At 45.9% G+C, this 22,446-nt stretch carries 18 protein-coding genes; all 18 read right to left on the bottom strand.

The annotated features are described in order from the left end of the window. Positions 1-123 precede the first annotated feature (123 nt). The 18 genes from AAH944_RS07130 to trxB all read right to left on the bottom strand — a co-directional run bounded on the left by AAH944_RS07130 (position 124) and on the right by trxB (position 22,307). Positions 124-729, bottom strand: a complete 606-nt coding sequence (locus AAH944_RS07130) for a hypothetical protein (RefSeq protein ID WP_415537609.1) — start codon at positions 727-729, stop codon at positions 124-126. A gap of 448 nt (positions 730-1,177) precedes the next feature. Continuing rightward, complete coding sequence (gene mutS, locus AAH944_RS07125; RefSeq protein WP_415537607.1) at positions 1,178-3,730, bottom strand: DNA mismatch repair protein MutS; 2,553 nt, start codon at positions 3,728-3,730, stop codon at positions 1,178-1,180. Next, positions 3,727-5,061, bottom strand: coding sequence for a tRNA (N6-isopentenyl adenosine(37)-C2)-methylthiotransferase MiaB (gene miaB / locus AAH944_RS07120; RefSeq protein ID WP_415537605.1), 1,335 nt, complete (start codon positions 5,059-5,061; stop codon positions 3,727-3,729). Before miaB ends, mutS begins: the two co-directional genes overlap by 4 nt. A gap of 19 nt (positions 5,062-5,080) precedes the next feature. Further along, on the bottom strand, positions 5,081-5,938 hold the full coding sequence (locus AAH944_RS07115; RefSeq protein ID WP_415537603.1) for a DegV family protein: 858 nt from the start codon (positions 5,936-5,938) through the stop codon (positions 5,081-5,083). Between the two features lie 175 nt (positions 5,939-6,113). Then, positions 6,114-7,649 carry a peptidoglycan DD-metalloendopeptidase family protein gene (locus tag AAH944_RS07110; RefSeq protein ID WP_415537601.1) on the bottom strand — a complete coding sequence of 512 codons (1,536 nt, stop codon included), beginning with the start codon at positions 7,647-7,649 and terminating at the stop codon, positions 6,114-6,116. Positions 7,650-7,774: 125 nt separating this feature from the next. Beyond that, complete coding sequence (locus AAH944_RS07105) at positions 7,775-8,860, bottom strand: MinD/ParA family protein (RefSeq protein WP_415537599.1); 1,086 nt, start codon at positions 8,858-8,860, stop codon at positions 7,775-7,777. Between the two features lie 155 nt (positions 8,861-9,015). Further along, entirely contained in the window at positions 9,016-9,792 is a 777-nt protein-coding gene (locus tag AAH944_RS07100) for a DeoR/GlpR family DNA-binding transcription regulator (RefSeq protein ID WP_415537597.1), read from the bottom strand. Between the two features lie 98 nt (positions 9,793-9,890). Next, a complete protein-coding gene (gene pyk, locus AAH944_RS07095; RefSeq protein ID WP_415537595.1) occupies positions 9,891-11,618 on the bottom strand; it encodes a pyruvate kinase in 1,728 nt (575 codons plus the stop codon). Positions 11,619-11,869: 251 nt separating this feature from the next. Further along, positions 11,870-12,880 carry a type I glyceraldehyde-3-phosphate dehydrogenase gene (gene gap / locus AAH944_RS07090; protein ID WP_415537593.1) on the bottom strand — a complete coding sequence of 337 codons (1,011 nt, stop codon included), beginning with the start codon at positions 12,878-12,880 and terminating at the stop codon, positions 11,870-11,872. Between the two features lie 217 nt (positions 12,881-13,097). Continuing rightward, positions 13,098-13,631 (bottom strand): HD family phosphohydrolase, encoded by a 534-nt coding sequence (locus AAH944_RS07085; protein ID WP_415537592.1) that lies wholly within the window; start codon positions 13,629-13,631, stop codon positions 13,098-13,100. After that, positions 13,582-14,307: a putative ABC transporter permease gene (locus AAH944_RS07080; protein ID WP_415537590.1), complete on the bottom strand. Its 726-nt coding sequence runs from the start codon at positions 14,305-14,307 to the stop codon at positions 13,582-13,584. Before AAH944_RS07080 ends, AAH944_RS07085 begins: the two co-directional genes overlap by 50 nt. Positions 14,308-14,384: 77 nt before the next feature. After that, entirely contained in the window at positions 14,385-15,134 is a 750-nt protein-coding gene (gene larB, locus AAH944_RS07075) for a nickel pincer cofactor biosynthesis protein LarB (RefSeq protein WP_415537588.1), read from the bottom strand. 17 nt (positions 15,135-15,151) lie between these two features. Next, complete coding sequence (locus AAH944_RS07070) at positions 15,152-16,156, bottom strand: M42 family metallopeptidase (protein WP_415537586.1); 1,005 nt, start codon at positions 16,154-16,156, stop codon at positions 15,152-15,154. A gap of 162 nt (positions 16,157-16,318) precedes the next feature. Continuing rightward, positions 16,319-17,374, bottom strand: a complete 1,056-nt coding sequence (locus AAH944_RS07065) for a M42 family metallopeptidase (protein WP_415537584.1) — start codon at positions 17,372-17,374, stop codon at positions 16,319-16,321. A 1-nt stretch (position 17,375) separates the two neighbouring features. After that, on the bottom strand, positions 17,376-18,434 hold the full coding sequence (locus AAH944_RS07060) for a M42 family peptidase (RefSeq protein ID WP_415537582.1): 1,059 nt from the start codon (positions 18,432-18,434) through the stop codon (positions 17,376-17,378). 38 nt (positions 18,435-18,472) lie between these two features. Then, the gene (locus AAH944_RS07055) at positions 18,473-20,500 is read right to left on the bottom strand and encodes a penicillin-binding protein (protein ID WP_415537580.1); all 2,028 of its coding nucleotides are present in this window, start codon (positions 20,498-20,500) and stop codon (positions 18,473-18,475) included. A 376-nt stretch (positions 20,501-20,876) separates the two neighbouring features. Then, positions 20,877-21,302: a LysM peptidoglycan-binding domain-containing protein gene (locus AAH944_RS07050; protein WP_019225348.1), complete on the bottom strand. Its 426-nt coding sequence runs from the start codon at positions 21,300-21,302 to the stop codon at positions 20,877-20,879. A 90-nt stretch (positions 21,303-21,392) separates the two neighbouring features. Beyond that, positions 21,393-22,307 carry a thioredoxin-disulfide reductase gene (gene trxB / locus AAH944_RS07045; RefSeq protein WP_415537578.1) on the bottom strand — a complete coding sequence of 305 codons (915 nt, stop codon included), beginning with the start codon at positions 22,305-22,307 and terminating at the stop codon, positions 21,393-21,395. Positions 22,308-22,446 lie beyond the last annotated feature (139 nt).

The raw sequence follows: 22,446 nt of genomic DNA, 5'->3' as shown, positions 1-22,446 counted from the left end.
GTTTTCGGCTATTGCGCCCTCCTTGGCGCAAAAAGCCGCGCTCCGCATCGTGCTACGCTGACACTGTTACTGATTACGCAGACAGTATTATTTTAAATTATGTATTACTTTGGGTTTTGGCTGTTATACGACGTTTTCCCGGTCTTTGTTTTGCACATTCAATGGATCAAGAATCAACTCTTTAATGTCCTTATCATAGTCTGCGCTAATACAATGTAAGATGTACAGGGCTATCAAGATTAAATAATTAACTCCAACATTAGTCGTAATAATTTCTGTCCAATTTAAATTACTATCTACATGTGCGCCCCCGTCTTTTTCGGCAAATGTTTTAATAAGGTCTTTAACTGAATAATAATTCTTTGAGTCATACTGAATAATAATTTGATTTACCCATTCACCTAACGCTACTGGCTTAGAGTTATCATCGAATAGATCATATACAGTTCTTCTTTCTCCATTTAAAAACTTATAGGGGTCAGTAATATTCCCAAATGAAAGTAGAAGTGGTTCATCAACAACCTTGGGCAAAAGGGAATTGTCTTTACCGCGGTTAGAATCACATATCAGAATTCTTAGTTGCGTAGCAATTACGTTAATAAATGAATCTATTTCCAATCTGTGAACAAGAAAAAGGCTAACTTCTAGCATCTCTACGCACTGTGTGAACTTCTCAAAATGATTAATATCACTTCTTAGATATTGTTCCTTCTCTTTCTTTGGCTCCATGACTACTCCCCATTCATATCAAATCTATTTAGACTTTCTTTCAAGGGAAATGTCGTATGACAACATTTATCTGCAATACATTGATCCGAGTCTAAGTATATTCGTATATGTATAATGATAGATTATTTCTAGGCTGTTAGGCATTTCTTAAAGCTACAAATATCATTCATTAAAGGGAATCTACATTAAGACACATTCTGGCAAGAAAACTACTCTAACATGCTTGTAATTAGTCTGGGTGCCACAGTTCCGCGACAAGCGGAGCATGGAGTGCGCAGCGCGGCTTTTTGCGCCAGGGAGGGCGCAATAGCCGAAAGCGGTATTGTGGCACCCAGACAGGCCACAAACAGGGTTATTCGTTGTCTAAAAAGGCCACAACATAATTACCGATTTATAGAAAGCTGAAAAGCCTCATCAAGATATATCAATCATCATTGCAGAAATGCCGTTAGATAATCTTCGTCGCCTTAACGCGGCTGACGAGATCATAGAGGTAATCCATCGCCTGACGCGGTGCAAGATTATCCAGATCCAGCTCTTCAAGCTCCTTAAATATCGGATGCGTGCTTTGGGTATCAAACAGTGACGGCTGCAGCATATTGGCATCGACAGCTTTCACAATCTTGCGCTGGGTCGGGGAATTTTCGAGTTCACCGAGAATGAGGGCTGCCCTTTTTAAGAGATGGGGCGGAAGGCCGGCAATCTTCGCCACATGAAGGCCATAGCTCCGGTCAGCCTTGCCGGGAAGTATTTTATGCAGGAAAACAACGTCGTCTCCCTGTTCCCTAACAGCCACATGCAGATTAAAAACTTCAGGATAACGTTCTTCCAATTCGGTTAGCTCATGGTAATGTGTCGCAAATAATGTTTTGGCTTTAATGTCGGTGTTTTCAACCAGATACTCGGCAATCGCCCAGGCCAGACTGAGACCGTCAAACGTGGCTGTTCCCCTGCCGACTTCGTCTAGAATAATCAGACTGTCCGCCGTGGCATTTTTGAGGATATGGGCAACTTCGTTCATTTCGACCATAAATGTGCTTTGCCCTGCGGCCAGGTTATCGGCGGCTCCTACCCGGGTAAAGATACAGTCGGCAATCGAAATGGCAGCCTTCTGGGCAGGCACGAAGCTGCCGACCTGGGCCATTAAAACAATCAGGGCTACCTGGCGCATATAGGTCGATTTCCCAGCCATATTGGGGCCGGTAATCAGAGCAAGGTGCTTATTACGGGTAAGATAAGTATCATTCGGAACAAACGTATCACAGATTCTTTCCACAACCGGATGCCGTCCCTCAACAATATGAATGATCCCATCGGAACGTATTTCCGGTTTGACATAATTGTTCTGAATGGCGGTTCCAGCCAACGAGACAAAAACATCGATTTCAGCCAACGACTGGGCAGCATTAATGATCAGCAGCGAACAAGCCAGAACCTTGTCCCGAAGCACAGAAAACAGCTGATATTCGAGATCACTGAGTTTGTCCTGCGCAGTCAGGACGCGCTGCTCGTATTCCTTTAATTCCGGGGTGATGAATCGCTCGGCATTAACCAGCGTCTGTTTTCGCTGATAATCATTCGGAATCAAATGGGCATTCGCATTGGTGATTTCAATAAAGTACCCAAAGTTCTTATTAAAGCTGATCTTCAACGAACGGATTTTGGTGCGTTCTCTTTCCTGATTTTCGAGGCGGGCAATCCATTCTTTGCCACCGGACGATATCGCCCGCAAACTGTCAATTTCTGCTGAATAGCCGTTCTGAATAATATTTCCGTCCTTCGGAGAGTACGGTGCTTCAGGATTTATGGCCGCAAGCAGTTCCTGCGCAAGGTCATCAAGCCCGGCCAGGGACGGCAGGTATTTAGCCAGCTTTTGAGAACCGTTGTCAGTGATGCAATCCCTGACCTTAGGCAGGCAGGATAACGTGCTGCCCAGCGCCAGCAGATCCCGGGGACTTGCTTTGCCAAGGGACAGTTTTCCAAGCAGCCTTTCCAGGTCATACACTGCTGTCAAAGCTTTTTGTATATCTTGGCGTAAAAAAGTATTCAGCGTTAACTCTTCGACGGAAGCCAACCGTTCATTAATGCTTTCAGGATCGCGTAAGGGTTGCTGCACCCAGTTTCTGAGCAGTCTGGCTCCAAAGGCCGTTTTGGTTAAATTCAGGGTGGAAAATAAGGTCCCCTTCTCATCGCTGGTTCGCAGTGATTCGACAAGTTCAAGATTCCTTCTGGTCCATTTATCGAGAACCATTGCCGTACTGCTTTGGCTCACCGAAATGCGCAGGATATGTTCCTGTCCCGAGTTGGGGATATTCTGACTGATATACTGCCAAAGTCCGGCGGCAGCTTTGCAGGCAACCGGCATTTGCTGCAAAAGTTCTGCCTGCTTCTTAAATCTTTCACTAAGTTCAGCCGTCCTCAGGAACAAATTTTTTTCGATCGCTGTCAGATAATAATCCGTAAATAGTTTGGGCAGCATCACAATGTCCTTGGACAGGATAAGTTCGGAAGGTGCAATACGGTTTAATTCCGCCTGCAGTATCTGAATGGAAGGCGTCTCCATGATCCGGAAATCACCCGTTGTGATGTCGAGATAAGCGAGCGCCCACGTTTTCTCCTTATAGACACACGCCAGAAAGTTGTTCTTTGTTTCCGAGCTGATACTGTCCAGCGTACCCGGCGTCACAATCCGGACAATGTCTCTTTTGACAATTCCTTTACTGGCTTGAGGATCTTCCATTTGTTCACAAATGGCAACTTTAAATCCGGCAGCGACCAATTTCAGAAGATAACCGTCCACGGCATGATGCGGAACTCCGCACATGGGTATTTTCTGGCCCTTGCCTGCGTCCCGCGCCGTTAGCACGATTTCCAGAACAGGAGCAGCTGTCTCGGCATCCTGGCCAAACATTTCATAAAAATCGCCAAGCCTGAAAAACAGGATCGTATCCGGTACCCTGTTCTTTATCTCTTGATATTGCTGCAGCATGGGTGTATTCATGGCTCACTTAGCTCCCCAAAAAGCGTCCAGGAATTTGCAGATCTGATTGTAACCGAAACAAGCGAACCGACCAAGTCCTCCCTGCCTTCAAATACAACAATCTCATTTCCTCTGGTACGGCCTGTTAAATATTTAGGATCCGACTTGCTGGGTCCTTCCACCAAAATTTCATAGCGATTGCCAATCAGTTCCTGGCGCCAGCTCAGACTCCGGGTATTTTGAAGTACCATCAGTCTCTGCAGACGATTTTTCTTGATATCGAGCGGAACCTGATCCGGAAGCGTTGCCCCCGCAGTCCCGGACCGTTTGGAAAACATGAAGGTAAAGGCCTGATTGAAAGGCACTGTATTGACAAGATCAAGCGTCTGCTCGAAATCTTCTTCCGTTTCTCCGGGAAACCCAACAATAATATCGGTTGTCAATCGGGCCTCGGGTACAATTTCCAGAATACGCGCAATTCTTTCCAGGTAGTATTCCCTGGTATACCCTCTGTTCATCGCCGTCAGCACTTGATTGCTTCCGGCCTGGAATGGCAGATGGAAGTGTTCACAGATATGCTCGCCGCGGGCTACCGTCTCGATCAGCTTATCACTGAAATCTTTCGGATGAGAGGTCATAAACCGGATTCGGTAAAGCCCTTCAATTTGATCGATTTCAGTCAGCAAATCGGAAAAATCATACGCAAAACCGTCTTTTTTTCCGTAGGAATTGACATTCTGGCCAAGCAAGGTCACATCACGGCAGCCATTTTCGACAAGTGTCCTGATTTCGTCCAGAATAACGTCCATCGGACGGCTGCGTTCTCTTCCCCTGACATAAGGAACAATGCAATAGGCACAATAATTGTCACAGCCATACATGATGTTGACATTGGTCCGAAGCTTTCCTTTTTCAGCCAAAGGAACAACCTCAGTGGTTTCACAGGCCGCCCCGGAAACAAGCGAGGCTTTTCCGCCCTGATCCGCTGTTTTCAGCAAACCTTCAAATTGATGATGATCAAAGGTCCCTGTCCAGATATCGACATGAGGGGCTTTTTTTTGGAGTTTTTCCAGCAGGCCGGGCTGTTGAATCATGCATCCGGCAACCGCAATCTTGAGCTGCGGTTTTTTTTCTTTCAGTTTTTTCAATTGACCGATTTTGCCAATAATTTTATTTTCGGCGCTTTCTCTGACACAGCAGGTATTAATGATAACCAAATCGGCCTGTTCAGGGTTCTCGGTGCGCGCGTACCCGTTTTTTTCCGAAATGGCCGTCAAGGTCTCGGCATCCCGCTCGGACATTTGACAGCCATACGAAATCGTACACACTTTCTTATTCATTTTGTTCGACATGTATTCAATCAATCCTCTATTACATCTTCGGAACGGACTGGTAATACAGCGCCAGCGTTCCCGGTCCGACATGACTGCCTACAACACAACCAATATCACTAATAATCACGTCTTTGACAGGCAGTGCATTTTTAATTTCTTCAGCCAGGGCTTCGGCTTCTTCCAGACACGCCGAATGAGAAATCCCGATTACTTGCTTTTCTGCTTCGACGATTTCATTTTTCATGATTTCGATGAGCTTGCGGATCGCAGCTTTTCTGGATCTGACTTTGTTGAATACATCAATTTTCCCTTCCGTATTCATGTGCAAAATTGGTTTAACATCTAGAAGTCCGGCAACAAATCCGGCTGTTTTGCTTAATCTTCCGCCTTTCACAAGGTATTCCAGCGTATCAATGGTAAAAATGTACCGCATTTTATTTCTAATCTCCATGATTTGCGGTTCAATCTCCTGCCAGATATCGGTATGCAACAGTATTTCTGACGTAAGTACGGCCTGCAGCCCGAATCCCAAAGATGCACCAAGACTGTCGATGATATGTATTTTTTCCGGAGCGCTGCACATTTCCCGCACCATCACTGCCGTTTGGCAAGTTGAACTTAAGCCGGAAGACAGGTGTATGGCAATAACTTCTTTACCTTCAGCCAATACTTTTTCGTAGGCATCCTTTAAAAGATTCAGATTAGGCTGCGAAGTCTTCGGGAGTTCTTTATAATCTTTGAAATTAGCATAAAACTTGTCCGGAAAAATATCGATCCCTTCTGCATAGGTAACCCCATCAATATTTACCGGCATCGGGACAACAATAATCCCAAGTTTCTCAGCTAAATCTCTTGGAATATCTGAAGCGCTGTCTACTACGATCTGAAATGGCATGCTATCACTCCATCCAAAAAATGATACTATAAATAATCCTACCAATTACATCCTGTTTGTCAAGTTTTTTAGAAAACTTAGGTTGCACTTATATCTATCGGAAAATGTACAGCTTTTCAATAATTTAGAAACTTAAAAAAAATAGCGCTTGTCCAAGCGCTATTTCATTCCTGTTTTAGAGATAGTTCAAAGGATTTACAGTACTGCCGTTAATGATTACTTCAAAATGCAGGTGCGATCCTGTTGAATTTCCGGTTGAGCCTACATTGCCGATATTTTGGCCTTTCGATACAGTTTGTCCGACACTGACAAGCAGTTTGGATGAGTGACCATACCGGGTAGATACGCCATTACCATGATCGATCATGATGCAGTATCCATATCCGCCATCCCATCCTGCTTCCACAACGGTGCCGGAAGCTGCCGCATAATAGGGCTGGCCGGTAACTCCATCAATGTCGATTCCAGTATGGAAGCTTCCATGACGAGAACCATAATAGGAGGTAATGCCTCCGCTGATGGGCCAGCTTAAACCGGAGATACTGCCCGATCCGCGGGATGTCCCAACATAGACAATTGAGCGGCCAGGTCCTTTGGCAACAATCTGATTTACAGGTTTACTGACAACTTCTTCCTTGACAACCTGCTTTTCGATCATTTTACCATTTTCCTCAACATACGAATATGTAACGGCCTTTTCACCATCTTTACCGGCCTGCTTAATAATACTCTTACCGTAGCCGAGACTTCTGTCCGTCTTAGAAACCACATCAAACGGAACAACCTCACTGACTACCTTCGTACCTTCACTTCGTACTGTAAGGTAAGGCTTTGTTTGAACAAGCTTAATTTTCTGTCCTGGCTGAATGATTGAGTCTTCAGTAAATCCCGGGTTAGCAGCAATCACTTCGTCTGTCAGCATATTGTTCTTACGGGCAATCAGCCATAAAGAATCATTTTCTTGAATGGTATACGTGGTTTCTGCTACATCGCCTTTAACCAAGATTTCCAAAGCAGCATCAACTGTCTTGACTTCACCCGGGTGAACTTTTGATGCAATTTTGGAGACCGGTTCGACAATTTTGACTGAAGAAACAGTATTATTTTTCGAAGGCTTGGTCTGATAATCCTCATACTTTTTCAACAAAGTATTGATGTCTTGTTCACTGGCTAAAACAACCACGACTTTGCCATTCACCTGTAACCCATATCCATTGACATACGGTGTAATGGCCTTTGCCAAAACATCTTGAGACACCGGCCCGGTATAATCTTTATTCTTTAATCTTACACTTTTATATTCTATCGTATCGCTGGTCTGAGCAACGGTTCCGGCTGTGTTCCCCTGCTGGGTAAGAACCTCTTGAACCAGTTGTTTAGCCTCAGATTTACTTGCTGCATAACCAATGTTTTTGCCGTTTACAACAATACCTACTGCCGGAGTTGTCGCGCTAAAATAAAAACAACCACTGAAAATCACTGCCAAAGCCAGCGCGGTGATCCCGATCGTCTTTGGAGATTTCCAGGAAATATTTTTAATCTTTGCTGCTGTCTTCGAAAAAATTTCTTTATATTCGATTTTATTTGCTAAGTTCACGACGCCAAATTTTATTCTTTTCGCTTGCTTAGCCAAAGCCTCTGCAGTATTCACTTTTTTAAATTTTTGTATGATTTTGTCCAGATAATTTTTGTTTATCTTTCTACTAATCATTCTCGCCCCCCTTGGCTTGTCATTCGTACACTGCTATATGATACCATTAATTAAGCCTTAAGAAAATACAGGAATTTTCCAATTCATTGACGCACACGTTTATTCCTTGAGAAATTCCTTATATTCTAGGCAAAATTTCTTTTAATTTTATTGATAAAAGACAAGATTCCCGTGGACCTTTCATGGGTGACTCTTTTCCCAAGAAGCGTTTTGGCGATGCTGAGGACCTGAACTGCATATTCAGAATTAGGCTGGGATAAAAATAAGGGGTTTTGACTCTTTAAGGATTTTGTGACTTTTTTGTCATCATAAATCCAGCCAAGCAGTTCCGGCTGCAGCTTGAGATACTTGGACGAAGCTTTCTTAAATGTTTCACAGCACTTTATCGCTTCAGCTTCATCTTCACAGCGATTGATCACCAGGTAAGGACGGATATTCGAATTGCGGTACGCCAGCGCTTTGGTCAGTCCGTATGTATCCATCATCGCGTGCGGTTCTGTGGTGGTAATCAGCAGCAGGTCATCCGCCGCCTCCAAAAATTTAAGTACGACTTCCGAAATACCCGCTCCGGTATCGATCAGAAAGATATCACATTCACCTTCCAGATCCGCAAATCCGGATATGATACGGTTAAACTGAAGAGGACTGAGATTTGTTAACGATGAAATGCCGCTTGAACCCGGCAGAAGCTTAATTCCTCCCGGGCCGGGAGTCAGAATGTCCTTTAAGGTGCACTCTCCTTTCAGGACATGGGTAAGGTTCAGCGGATTATTTAATTTCAACAATAATTCGACATTGGCCATCCCAATATCAGCATCAAGGATGATAACTCTTTTACCAAGCTGGCTTAAAGCCATACTCAAATTGATGGTGAGTGAAGTTTTACCAACTCCGCCCTTACCGCTGCCGATCGCAATGACTCTGGATTTTTTTTGCTGTCTCTGGATAGTTGGAATCGTAACGCACCAACTCTGCTGAGCGGGCTGCCGGGAAATCACTTCGGATGTAAGGACGATTTTCGAATCGGAGACCAGCCAGCGTATCACGGTACCAATCGGGATCAGCAGCAGATAACCTTTATGTAAAGTGATTGCCAATTCCAAGTGGTCAGGGAATACATTCTTTATTTCTGCAGTATAGATGTCGTGAAATAATTCGGAGTTTGTCGTAAAATTAAGTTTTTGTCCTGCAAAGAATTGTGGCTGATTCATTAATTTCCTCCCGAATTCTGAACTGCTATATAATTTTCTACAACGAAGGACAAGTTCCCTTCTGGCTTATAAAAAAAAATGACTGCAATGGGCAATCATTTTATATTACCGTAAGCAATTTCCGGTGCCAACGTGTAAAGAACGGTAAGGCTGAATTATGGAAGCAATACTTTAGGAGAAACAATAATGACTTCTACACCGTATTGCTTAATTTTATCAATTTGTTCCGGAGAGGCCCCGGCATCGGTGATAAACTTATTCACCTTTTTCCATTTGGCAAACGTATGGTAGAGAATATGACCGAGTTTCGCGCTGTGAGCGACAAGAATAACTTCCCTGGCCGAAGTAATCATGGCCTGTTTGACTTCGGATTCGATCATGCTCGATGTCGAAAGACCTTTTTCCGTGCTGATGCCTGTCGCCGACAGAAACAGTTTGTCCGCGTAGAAACCATCCAGATTTTCCCTGGTCATCGGACCCAGCAGCGAATAGGTCGTGCTTTGCACTTCCCCGCCTGTTAGGACAGTCGTGATATCTTCACGCATACTGAGAATTTCGGCAACGGCAAGGGAATTCGTTACAACCGTGCATTTTATGTCAAGGGCGAGCGCAATCGCCAGCGTCGTCGTTCCGGAATCCAGAATCACGGATTCTCCTTCATTAATCAGACCAGCAGCTGCTCGGCCAATGCTAAGCTTTTCACTTTGGGCTTCGCCGATCCGGGTAGTAAAGACGGTATTCTTAATTTGAGGGTTTTGAGGATAAACGGCTTTGCCGTGTTCCCGCTGAATCAAGCCCATCAAAGCAAGTTGTTTAAGATCACGGCGTATGGTCATTTCGGAAACATTAAACTCAGCAGCCAGTTCCGCTACCGTCAAATGCCCGTGTTTTTGGAGCAAATATCTGATTTTTTCCTGTCTGCCTGCTGTCAACTACCCACCTCCAGCTTTACATATGCATTTTATGCTATTGTCACGTTAAAGTTAATTTAAGTTTAACAGATACTAGATCTGTCAGGTCAGTTCTTTATTTATAGTATTGCAACAGAACCCTCATAGACAACACCGGACAATGCGTCTACAGTAATTAAAACACCTTCCTGAATCTTCTGTACAGCGTCATCCGCTCCGACGATTGCCGGAATCCCATATTCCAAAGCGACAATAGCCGCATGTGAAGTCAGTCCTCCGCGTTCAATCACAACTGCACCGGCTTTCGCCATAACCGGAAGCTGCTCGGCATCCGTGAAAGGGGCTATAAGAATATCTCCTTGGCTGAATTTCTCCGGATCGCTAACTTTGCTTGCTTTCCCCGAATAAGCTCTTCGTCCGATTCCGGTACCTTTTGCCAGCACATTCCCGACCACCTGGACTTTGATCAGATTGGTCGTGCCAACTTTGCCGACTGGGACACCCGCAGTCAGCACCACAACATCGCCGGTTTGAATCAATTTCTGATCCAAAGATCTTGTCACGGCAACGGAAAGCAGTTGGTCCGTTCCTGTACTTTCCGGGACAATGATGGTATGAACACCCCAGCTGAGGGTCAGGCTTCTCGCTACTTCGGGATAAGGCGTTGTTGCGATGATCAGCGACTTCGGTCGGTAACGGGAAATCATTCTGGCTGTTTTGCCGGACTGGGTTGGCGTAATGATTGCGGCCGCGTTCAGATCCGCTGCTATGGTATAACTGGCATGACCGATCGCGTCGGCAATATTACGTCCTTTTTCCAACGGGGCACTGGTCTTAAAAAATATCCCTTCAGCCTTGTGCGCTATTTTATCCATTGTCTGTACCGCTTCGACCGGAAATTCACCGGCTGCAGTCTCACCAGAGAGCATGATCGCGTCCGTGCCGTCTAAAATGGCATTGGCGACATCACTTGCTTCCGCTCTGGTCGGACGCGGCTGGTGCGTCATCGATTCCAGCATCTGCGTCGCTACGATGACTGTTTTGCCCAACGCATTGCATTTGCAAATAATCTCTTTTTGATAAATTGGGACTTCTTCCACCGGAATTTCTACGCCAAGGTCTCCCCGGGCTACCATAATACCGTCGGCAACTTCCAAAATACTGTCGATATTACGTATACCTTCATGACTTTCGATCTTAGCGATAATCTTTACCGCAGCGTTCGCTTCCTCGACGACCTTCCGCACTTCCAGAATATCTGAAGCCTTGCGGGTAAAGGAAGCCGCGATAAAATCAATCCCGTTTCGCAGCCCGAACTGAATATCTTCGATATCTTTCAGCGTGAGGGCCGGCAGCTGAATACTGGCGCCGGGAACATTGACCCCTTTTTGGGATTTTAGCAGGCCCCCGTTCCTGACGATCGTCGTGATTTGTCCATTTGCAGTCGAGGTTACTTCCAAGTCAAGCAGCCCGTCACTCAGCAGAATATGATTTCCGGGCACAACCTCGGTCCAGAGATCCGGATAGGTCACAAAGACCCGCTCCGCAGAACCGAGGCTTTCATCCTGATCAAGCATAAAGCTGCTTCCGTTTTCCAGATGAACCCCTTGCTCAGGAACCAAGCCTGTACGAATCTCCGGACCTTTGGTATCCAGCAGGATCCCCAGATTAACACCGGTTTGTTCTGCAGCAGCCCTGAGGTTCACAATTGTTTTTCCATGCGCCTCATGACTGCCATGAGAAAAATTAAGTCTAGCCACATTCATGCCGGACTGAATCAGCCGTCTGATCTTATCCGGATGCTCACTGGCGGGACCGATCGTACAAATGATCTTGGTTCTTCGCATCATATCGCCCTCTCTCGAAGAATTCAGCTAGCACGACATACTTAATTAACCTACGAAAAATAAACTAGCATGCAAAGATTCATCTACATTACTCCAGATTTTGTCTGCGTGCCACAATTCCAGCGTCAAGCGGAGCATGGAGTGCGTAGCGCGGCCTTTTGTGTCAAGGAAGACACAACGGCCGAAAGCGGAATTGTGGCACGTAGACAGGCCCGAAACACTAAAACTGAATGTTATTTACCCAATATTAATTAAAACCCGCGAGCAGCCATCATTTTGATCACATCAATAACCCTGTTCGAATAGCCGGATTCGTTATCATACCAGGCCAGGACTTTGACCATCTTATCCCCGATAACCATTGTGGACAGTCCGTCAACAATGGAACTGGCGTTATTGCCGTTATAATCGCTCGAAACAAGGGGAAGTTCGTTATAGGAAAGGATTCCTTTAAGTTCACCTTCTGCAGCCTGTTTAAGCTTGGCGTTGACTTCTTCCTTCGTCGTCGCTTTACTGACATTCACAACAAAATCGACCAAAGATACATTCGGTGTCGGGACTCTTACTGCCAGACCATTCAGCTTTCCTTTAAGTTCTGGCAAAACAAGGGCCACGGCTTTTGCCGCTCCAGTGGTTGTCGGGATCATTGATTGGAATGCAGCTCTGGCTCTGCGCCAGTCGGAATGCTCAAAGTCTAAAATTCTCTGGTCATTGGTTACGGAGTGCGTTGTTGTCATCATTCCCTGCTCGATGCCAAATTCTTTCATAATCACTTTCGCAACAGGAGCCAGGCAGTTGGTGGTACAGGAAGCATTGGAAATGATATGATGTTTGGCCGGATCATATTTATCGTCATTGACACCCATCACAATCGTGATATCTTCATCTTTACCGGGTGCCGAAATAACAACCTTTTTAGCCCCTGCTTTCAGGTGTTTACCTGCGCCTTCCCTGTCCACAAATCTTCCGGTCGATTCAATCACGACATCGACGCCCAGTTTTTTCCAGGGTAGCTCTTCCGGGTTCTTTTCGGCCAGGAGTTTGATGGTGCTTCCTTTGACCTTCATCACACCAGCTTCGACGATAACATCGTAAGGCAGTGTACCGTGGGTAGAATCGTATTTCAGCAAATGCGCCAGCATATCTGCTTTGCCAAGATCATTCACTGCAACGACTTCCAAATCCCCTGAAGATTCAAGAAAAGCTCTCATACAAAGCCTTCCGATTCTGCCAAAACCATTGATTGCTACTTTTACCGACATAGTTCTCATCCTCCAAATGTTTATTTAAACATATATATTCCGTGTAAATGAACATATTCCTGCATTAAAATGTTAATTCGCACATTTTTGTTTTGGAATTTGCATATGAACATAGCGTCCCCAGAAAAGAACAAATCTTTCAGGAAATTTCAAGGATTACTGCATGAAAAAACCAGGATAACCTAATGAGATACTATCCTGGTTTTTTATTTTCTCTCTAATTGTGGTTAGTGATCAGCAGCGTTTTTAAACGATCCTTCCTTGCCATCGCCGATCTTGGAATAACGATTTCAAACAGTGCACAGTATTTATCTGCAAAGGTGACAACAAACGATTCCGTATAGCGCGGCGGTTTCACAGTTAAGGGCCACATATGTTTGACAATAATGTCCTTTTCCACATCATTCAAAATAAAATACTTGCCGGCATTTTCCAGGGCAGCTGACGGATGCGTAAATCCATGCAACCCCTTCTCCGGTTTCGTCGTATGCCAGTCATACAGAAAAAAGTCATGCAGGAGTCCGCCTCGCGCCGCAGACCGGAAGTCGAGCCCCAGTCTATGGCAAAGAATAAAACTGGTGTAGGAAACGGAAAAGCTGTGTTCCAGACAGGTGATATGCTTATGATGAATATACTTCTCCATGACATACAGTTTTTCGTTATTAATCAATTCCTGAATACAGTCCCGGTATTCTTCAAAATCACAGGAATCTGTTTTTAAGTTCGACCTTAATTTTGTTAAGCCTTTCATTCAGGATGCTCCTTACATCACGGTTAATGATACCTGCATTCAAAACCATCAGGCGTGGAAAAGCCAGGAAAAACCGTTTGTATTTCAATACATTTTCTCGATATTTGTTTACGGGGATATTGGCATAATTCAAAATGACTTCCCTGAGATTCAGCGCATCGCCGACAGATTTCACCGTATCTGCAAAGAAGTAGACAACAAACGCAATGACCAGATACGCCTTGACTTCTGCAGGTATCAAGAATACCCTTGCAGAAATGACCGGATGAACATACTGGAGCAGCACAAAGGCCAGTAAACCCCAAAGTACAGAATATTCCAGACAGATATACCCCTTTAGATTGGCGATTTTGTTGCTGTAGTCCCACCATTTGTAGCGAAATATTTTTTCCAGAAGAAACCCTGTCAGATATTCCAATCCGGTAACAACCAGGACAGCCACCAAAATACTGATCAGTACTACGGCCGGTGAGTTTTCAAAGACGGAACTCGCCCATTCAGAAGAAAGAAGCACTAAAACAGCGCTGAAACCATAAAGCGGGCAAAAGAATCCGGCTAAAAAGCCCCTATTGACAAATCTTCTATGGACGATGCAGGCAAACCCCGATTCCAGCATCCAGCCTAAAAAAGAATAGATTGTAAAGAATAACAGAATATCCATTTCGCTGCTTCCCATGATTCCCCCTCCTTTCCTCCATTTAAAACTAAGATTAATCACAATTATTAATAAATTCTTTTAATTTTTAGGCCTCGTTATATTCCCGCCTGATTAATCAGCGAAGCCAGATACCCGGCTCCAAACCCGTTGTCAATATTAACAACGCCGATTCCTTCCGAGCAGCTGTTCAGCATGGTAAGCAAAGGGGCGAGTCCGCCAAAATTCGCGCCATAACCGACACTTGTTGGGACCGCGACGACCGGACTGGCGGCCAGTCCACCGACAACACTTGGCAGCACGCCGTCCATTCCTGCGACAACAATCAGCACCTTGGCCTGCTGCAGCCGCTCCGACTGGGACAATAGTCGGTGAAGACCTGCTACGCCTGTATCATACATGCGTTCGACCTTATTGCCCATAGCTTCCGCGGTTACAGCTGCTTCTTCGGCAACCGGCAGATCTGAAGTACCTGCACTCACAACCAGGATATTGCCAACAGACCTTTGAACCCCTTTTCTGATCACAATCGTGCGGGAGGTTTCATTGAACTCAGCTGACGGGATCTCCCGGCAGACGGCCTCATAGACTTCCCTGCCGGCCCTTGTCGCGAGTATGTTCTGATCGGAAACCTCGTGCAGTTTTTTGGCAATCTGAACAATTTGGTTTGTCGTTTTGCCCGGACAAAAGATTGCTTCCGGAAAACCCTTACGATACTGACGGTGAGTATCCAAACGCGCATAGCCCATGTCACAGCTGTACATCTGCTCAAGCTGCTGCAAGCCTTCATCGATTGAAATCTGGCTGTCCTGAACCTGATTCAGGATTTGTTTGATTTTATCTTTCATGTTATTCCTACTCTCTCTTATGCAAGTAAGGCAAGCAACAGCGATATACCGGATCGCATATCGTTTTTAGACGCAATTTCACCTGGCGTATGCAGATGCCGGACTGGAACAGCCAGGCCCCCGGTAGGGATCCCGCCTTTGGTCAGGTGAACCGGGCCGGAATCGGTGCCTCCGTTCGTAATGATTTCCCATTGATAGAGTATTTCGTGCTGTTCGGCGATTTCAGCCATCCAGTTTTTAATTTGGGGAGATACGACGATTGATCTGTCCATCACTTTAATCGCGATACCTTTATTCAGAGAAGTCCGCGGCACCCCGTATTCCCTGGGCATATCAAAACTGAACGTCGTATCGATATTCAAAGCGAGATTCGGTTCCAGCGCGTAGGCGGCTGTTTTTGCTCCGCGCGCGCCCACTTCTTCCTGGGCAGTAAACACAAAGTACAAGTCATCTTGGCTGCTGACTCTTTTCAATACTTCCAAGGCAATAAAACAGCCTACCCGGTTATCCAGCGCTTTGGAGATTACACAGTCTTTGGTCTCCTGATAGGTTCCGGAGAATACGGCCATATCGCCTTCCCGAACCATCGTTCTGGCCTCTTGCTCACTGGTTACTCCAAGATCGAGGAACAGCCGTTCCGGTGAATTCTCATCCAGCTTCTTTTTCTCTTCACGGCTGACGACACCTACTGCCCCGTTGGCAAAAACGAAGCGCTGTGCGAGCAGAACATGATCTCGCAAACCGCCAACCGGTGCAAAGTACAGATAGCCCTGCTTATTGATATGGGTCACCATGATGCCGACTTCATCCATATGGCAGGCAATCATAATCTTCTTCCCAGGACCTTTTTTTCTGACAATCAGATTACCCAGCGTATCCGTATAAGCGGTATCAGCATCATTTTTTGTCTGGTCTAAAATCAGCGCCGCAACGTTGTGTTCTTGGCCCGAAGGACCAAAAGTCTGGGTGAGCTGTTGAAGTAAGGTGAAATCTAAAGAATCTAAAGGTTTTGTATCTGTCATAAAGAGCCTCCTACTTCTTATCAGGGATTCCGTTAGACGTATTTTCTCGGGTAAGTCTGAGGTCCACAATACCGCTTTTCGGCTCTTGTGCCATCCTTGGCGCAAAGAGCCGCACTCCGCATTCAGCTTCGCTTTTCGCGGAACTGTAGCCCTCAGACTATGTTAAGAAATATTAAGATTTAAGAAATAGTGAATGTCATTTAAAATGCATTGAAGAAGCCGCACGCAGTGCTGATAATCATTCTTTGAAATAATGGAGCTCATCGTATGGATATTCCGGCAGGGTACACTGAGTGTCATCGTGGGTATGCCGATACCGGCCTGATGGATGTTCCCTGCATCATTGGCCGCGGCAGCTCCTTGTCTGAACTGGAGCGGAATATTATTTTTTGCAGCTGCAGCCATCACTTTTTGGACGAGTCCAGGTTTATAGACCGTTGCGGAATCCATCAGCGAACAGGCCGGACCGTTTCCTGGTGTGACAATCCAGTTTTCCCGTTCGGATTCAGTAAAATCAGCAGCGCGTGTCGCCTCAACAACCAGGGCCAGATCAGCCTGAAGATAATTGCTTACCACTTTCGATCCGCGCAGGCCAACTTCCTCCTGTACTGTGAATACAGCTGTCAAATCACAGGGATAATCCTGTTCTAAGAGCTCCATGATCGCCGCACAGCCCACCCTGTCATCAAGGGCCTTTCCTTTGTACAGTCCTGAGCCAATCTCTTCAAATACCGTTGGGAATGTGACGTAATCGCCCAGCTTCACAACGTTTTCTGCTTCTGCCTTGGAAGATGCCCCGATATCAATATAGAGATCCTCGATATCCGGGATTTTTTTTCTTTCCTCCGTTTTCTGCAAATGAACGGCTTTCAAACCGATGACGCCCTGCAGACCGCTGTCGAATACGACGGTCTTGGCAATCAAAATCCCCGGTTCAATACCGCCGACGGTCTGAAATTTCAGATAGCCATCCGCAGTAATTTCCGTAACCATTAGGCCGATTTCATCCATATGGGCACAGACCAGGACTTTTGGCAGATTTTCACCGGATCCTTTGCCGACCCCTTTTCTCTCTATCAGTAGATTTCCGATCTGATCCGTCCTGCACGAATTCAAATTGTCTTGGAGTCGGTCTTTAAGATGCGCCAGAATAAAGTCCCTGACCGGTTTCTCATTTCCGGATACGCCGTTAAGCTCAGATAATTCTTTTAACAGCATGTTAGATTTCCTCCAATTCTTCCGGCAACGACGCAATGAAATACGCCAGCAGCTTGCCGCATTCAACAATATCCTGCAGCGAGGCCGTCTCGACGGATGTATGCATATACCGGAGAGGTATGGACACCAACCCGGTCGGTATGCCATAACCGGTCAACTGAATCACTCTGGCATCGGTGCCTGTCGCCCCTGGAATCGCCTGCCGCTGACAGGCAATCCTGTTCTGCTGCGCACTGTCGGAGAGCCTGGTGTAGACCCAGGGATGAATATTCGGGCCGAGACTAATCACCGGTCCTTTCGCCAGTTCAGCGGAAACCTGACTTTTGGTATCCAGCGTTTGGGCATGCGTCACATCAACGGCAACTGCCAGCGACGGCAGAAGTCGCTCCGAGCTGGTAAGTCCTCCTCTTAAACCCACTTCTTCCTGAACCGTAGCGACTGCTACCACATCATGCTGATGTTTCATACCCATCAGTTCGTTCAGGCATACCGCCAGTACGACCACTCCAGCTCTGTCGTCAAGTGCTTTGCCGGATATTCTGTCGTTGAGCAGACGCAGCGGGCACCTTTTGATGCTGGCGATATCTCCCGGTTTGACCATTTGAACTGCCGCTGCATCATTAAAACCGATATCGATCACCAGATCCTCTATATCGAGGGTCTGCCGCTTTTTGCTGTCCTTGTGGGAAGATCCCAGGCAAACTACGCCACGCAGATCTTCCTTTCCGTGTACCAGGATTTCCTGGTAAAGCAAGGTTCTCTGGTCAATTCCGCCGAGCGTGGCAAAGTGTAAAAATCCTCTTTCATCAATATGGGTGATCATCAACCCGATCTCGTCGATATGCGCAGCAAGCATTACGGAATGTTTCCCGCTGTGCTCTCCTTTTTTAACCGCATAGAAGTTGCCGATAAAATCAGAGAAAGTCTCTGCTGAGAGTGGCGCAAAAATATCCTGAAGTGTTGTTTTTAAGCCCTGTTCATATCCGGAAACACCTGTCATTTCCGTCAACGAACAGGTAAGTTCCCGCGCAAGCTCGAAGGAATTCCTTAACACGTGCATCTTCCTTTCCTTAGTACCCTGTTATCCCTCAATCGAAGCTACTTACCTGTCCCAAACAGAACTTCGATCGTATCTCCCCGATTGACAACTTTGCCGGCCTCCGGTGACTGTTTATAGGCGAGGCCGCTGCCGCCGAATTCATAGCGCAAATCCAGTTTTCCTAGTAATTCGCCGGCTTGTCTGATGGTCAGTCCTTTCAGATCAGGTACAAGCACTTCGCCTTCCCCGGCCTGCCTGGCAGGGGTACTGTTCTTGTCTGCTGCTGTATTACCATTTTTCGCAGCCGCTTCCTCCACCAAAGCGTCAGGGTCAACCTTGGTAAGATCACTCGGGGTCTCAGCGGAAACCGGCACACCATAGTATTGCAAAGTGCCCTCGATAATATTTTTAACGCGCGGTCCACCGAGTGTTCCCCCCTGGACGACCGGAGCATGCGGCGTATCAATAACGACCAATACTGCAATCTTCGGATCGTCAGCCGGCGCATAGCCGACAAAAGAGACGATATAATCGGTATCCGAGTACTTTCCGGTTTTCGGATCAATTTTCTGGGCGGTTCCGGTTTTGCCGGCAACTTTAATTCCGGGAATTTTTGCCCGGCTTCCTGTACCGCTGTCGACGACACTCACGAGGATATCGCTCATGGTCTTGCTGGTTGTCTCGGAAATAACCTGACGGACAACCTTCGGCTGGGTTTTACTGACGATCTCCCCGTCCTTATTCTTAATGTTTTCTACAATATACGGCTGCATGAGCTGGCCTCCGTTGGCCACCGCACAGATCGCCGTTAAGAGCTGGATCGGGGTGACAAGGTTGGCCTGACCGAACGACATGGTCGCCAGTTCAAGGCTTTTGACCCTGCTCTTGTCAATCAATAGGCCTCTTTCTTCACCGGAAATATCAATATCTGTCAGACTTCCGAAGCCAAAAGACTTTAAGTATGTATAGAATAGGTCTCTGCCTAGTTTTTGTCCGACCTGGGCAAGTACAACGTTGGAAGACAGCTTCATGCCATCGACGAAAGTAATGTTGCCATGCGCCTTTCTGTCGGAATCCCAGTTTGTGATCCTGCGGCCCCCGACAACCCAATAGCCCGGATCTTTGAAGAGCTGGGTCGTATTAATGGCATTTTCTTCGAGTGCTGCCGATCCGGTGATGATTTTAAACGTAGACCCGGGTTCATAAATCATGCTGATGGCCAGGTTTTTCCTTTGATCCGGTTTGGTGGAGGCATAGTTGCTCGGATCATAGGACGGTCTGGAGCCCATACCGAGTATTTTGCCGGTCTTGGGATCCATGGCCAGGATAACGGCTCTCTGTGGCTTGGTTTCTGCGACAATATCATCCAGTTCGTGTTCAATGAGATGCTGAATGGTGGAATCGAGGGTCAGGGTTAAATTGTCCCCTGACTGTACATTATCCTGAATCTCATTGTTTTGATCCGTTTCTACCGGATTCTCTAAATTTGCTTCCCCTTTAAGCTCGGCGTTGTAGGAATACTCCAGACCTTCAACCCCGTCTCCAGCCATATTGACGATACCAAGTATAGCCGCTCCCATCTCCCCTGCCGGATAGCTTCTTTTATAATTATCACTGAAGCCGATCCCTTGAATATCAAGTTCTTTAATTTTTTCCACCGTACTGATATCTACCTGCCGTTTCAGGCTGACCCATGCCAAGTCTTTTCGCAGCAGGGTAAGAATATCATTTTTATCTTCCCCCAAAATGGCCGCAATATTTTCAGCAATTTTCTCTTTTTTTTGTAATATTTGCTCGCTTGTCAGCGTTTTATCCTTGGCAATGGATGTATCCAGCATTCTCGGATCGGCATAGACATCCTTCACCGGTACACTTTTTGCCAGCACATTGCCCTGTGCATCCATAATGGTTCCCCGCTCATAAAGCATGGTCTGTCTTATCGCCTGGAAATCTGCACCTCTGGCCTTTAACTCTGCGGAATTGATAACCTGGAGATAAAACAGTCTTCCTAATATTAAGACGCTCAAACCGATGAGCAGGCCATAGATAACCCACTCCCGGTAAAAATACTGCTTCGTTTTTTTCACGGTGTTGTTCCTTTCCTGTCATGATGCTCTGCTTCTATTTTACCATATGTTTTCAAGTTGATAAGATCCAAAACATCAAAAGCTCACATAATCTTAACTATCGATGGCAATTAAATAAAAACCACCTTGCTAAGATCTGTGAGCTTGAATCTATTCTCCCCCAATTAAACGAAAGCATTCAATGTAAATTTTGTCTTTGACGCTGCAAGAAAAAGAGAAGCGCACTGCTTAATGATTAAAAATGCCCATGTTTATCGGCATTCACTTGAAAGTTTATGAGAAAGACGGCAGCCGGAATGTGTGCACCTTAAGAACCCTGAATGTGTATCCGGCTGCCAGTTTTGTCCTCCGCACCTGACGCGGGAACATGATTCACTTAATATCTGGGAGGAATAAAAAGTCTTTCACCGGGATAGATAAGATCAGGATTGCCTAGATGGTTATACCCAGCAAGTTCACGCCAATCCAGTCCATATCTCTGCGCAATTTTGTAAACGGTATCCCCTTTTTGAACGACATAAACTTCCGGCAGCGGCTTATGAACCTCCATGTGTTCATAATAAGGTGTACAGCCGCATGGATCGCAGGTATACCCTGACTGCGTCTGCTCCGCATACATGCCTTCAGGACCCATCTGTTCATACTGAGACATCATTTCCGGGTTCATCATGCCCATCATATCCTGCTGGTTCATCATACCAGTCATCTCAGGCTGATTCATCATACCGGTCATATCAGGCTGATTCATCATATTTACAGCCGGCGGCTGATTCATATAGCCGGATTTTCTTCCGAAGTACATCTCCATACCTCCTTTTTGTTATAGGATATGGAGAAACACTGCTAAAGTGTCTGTACATGGTAATAATTGTCTGATTATTTTTACGTGTTTCTATTCCATTTTCGCCAGATACTTTTCAACCTGAACTGCCGCAAGCGCTCCATCCCCGACTGCGGTTGCAACCTGCCTCAAAGGGGTATTACGGATATCTCCGGCCGCATAGACTCCATTAATATTTGTTTTCAGCAAAGCATCTGTGATAATATACCCATATTGATCGACTTCGAAGTATTCTGACGTAAACTTGGTATTTGGTTCGGTGCCGATATAAATAAAGACACCGTCAACCTCGATTTCTTCCACAGCCCCGGAACTGGCATTCTTAAGAATTATTTTTTGTACTTTATCATTACCGGCGATCTCCTGAACAACACTGTCCAGAACAAACTTAACTTTCGGGTTTTCTTTCGCCCTTTGGGCTGCTATCTGCGAAGCTCTGAATTCTTTTCGGCGGTGAACGATATAGACTTCAGATGCAAACTTCGTCAGGTAGACACCTTCCTCAAGCGCGGCGTTTCCGCCGCCGATGACAGCGACTTTCTTTCCTTTATAAAACGCTCCATCACAAGTGGCACAATACGATACGCCGCGTCCGTGAAAGGTATCTTCTCCCGCTACGCCCAAAAAACGCGGCTTGGATCCGGCAGCAATGATCATCGCTTTCGCTTCCAGGGTTTGCTGTCCGGTCACAACCGTCTTCATTTCTTTCTGAAGATCCAGATGCAGGACCGGTTCGAAAATGAATTCGGCGCCCTGATTCATGGCTTGTTTATAAAAAGCATTCATTAAATCGAAGCCGGTAATCCCTTCCGGAAATCCCGGATAATTTTCAATTCTTTCCGTCGCCGCTGCCTGCCCGCCCGGCATCATGGATTCGACGACTGCTGTTTTTAATCCGCCCCTTGCCGCATAAATGGCTGCTGTAAGCCCTGCAGGGCCGCCTCCGATAATAATCAGATCATACATTGCTGCACCAACCTTTTGTTTTATTCTCAGCTTAATTTCTATGTTTATTAAAAGTATAGCTCAGAAATTTATTTTCAGGAAGCCAATAAGGTGAATTTTATGATAAACTATGAATATATTGCCAACAATAAAAAATAAA

The sequence above is a fragment of the Dehalobacter sp. CP genome (assembly GCF_047652685.1).
Classification (GTDB): Bacteria; Bacillota; Desulfitobacteriia; order Desulfitobacteriales; family Syntrophobotulaceae; genus Dehalobacter.
This window is presented reverse-complemented; position numbering and strand designations above follow the sequence as displayed.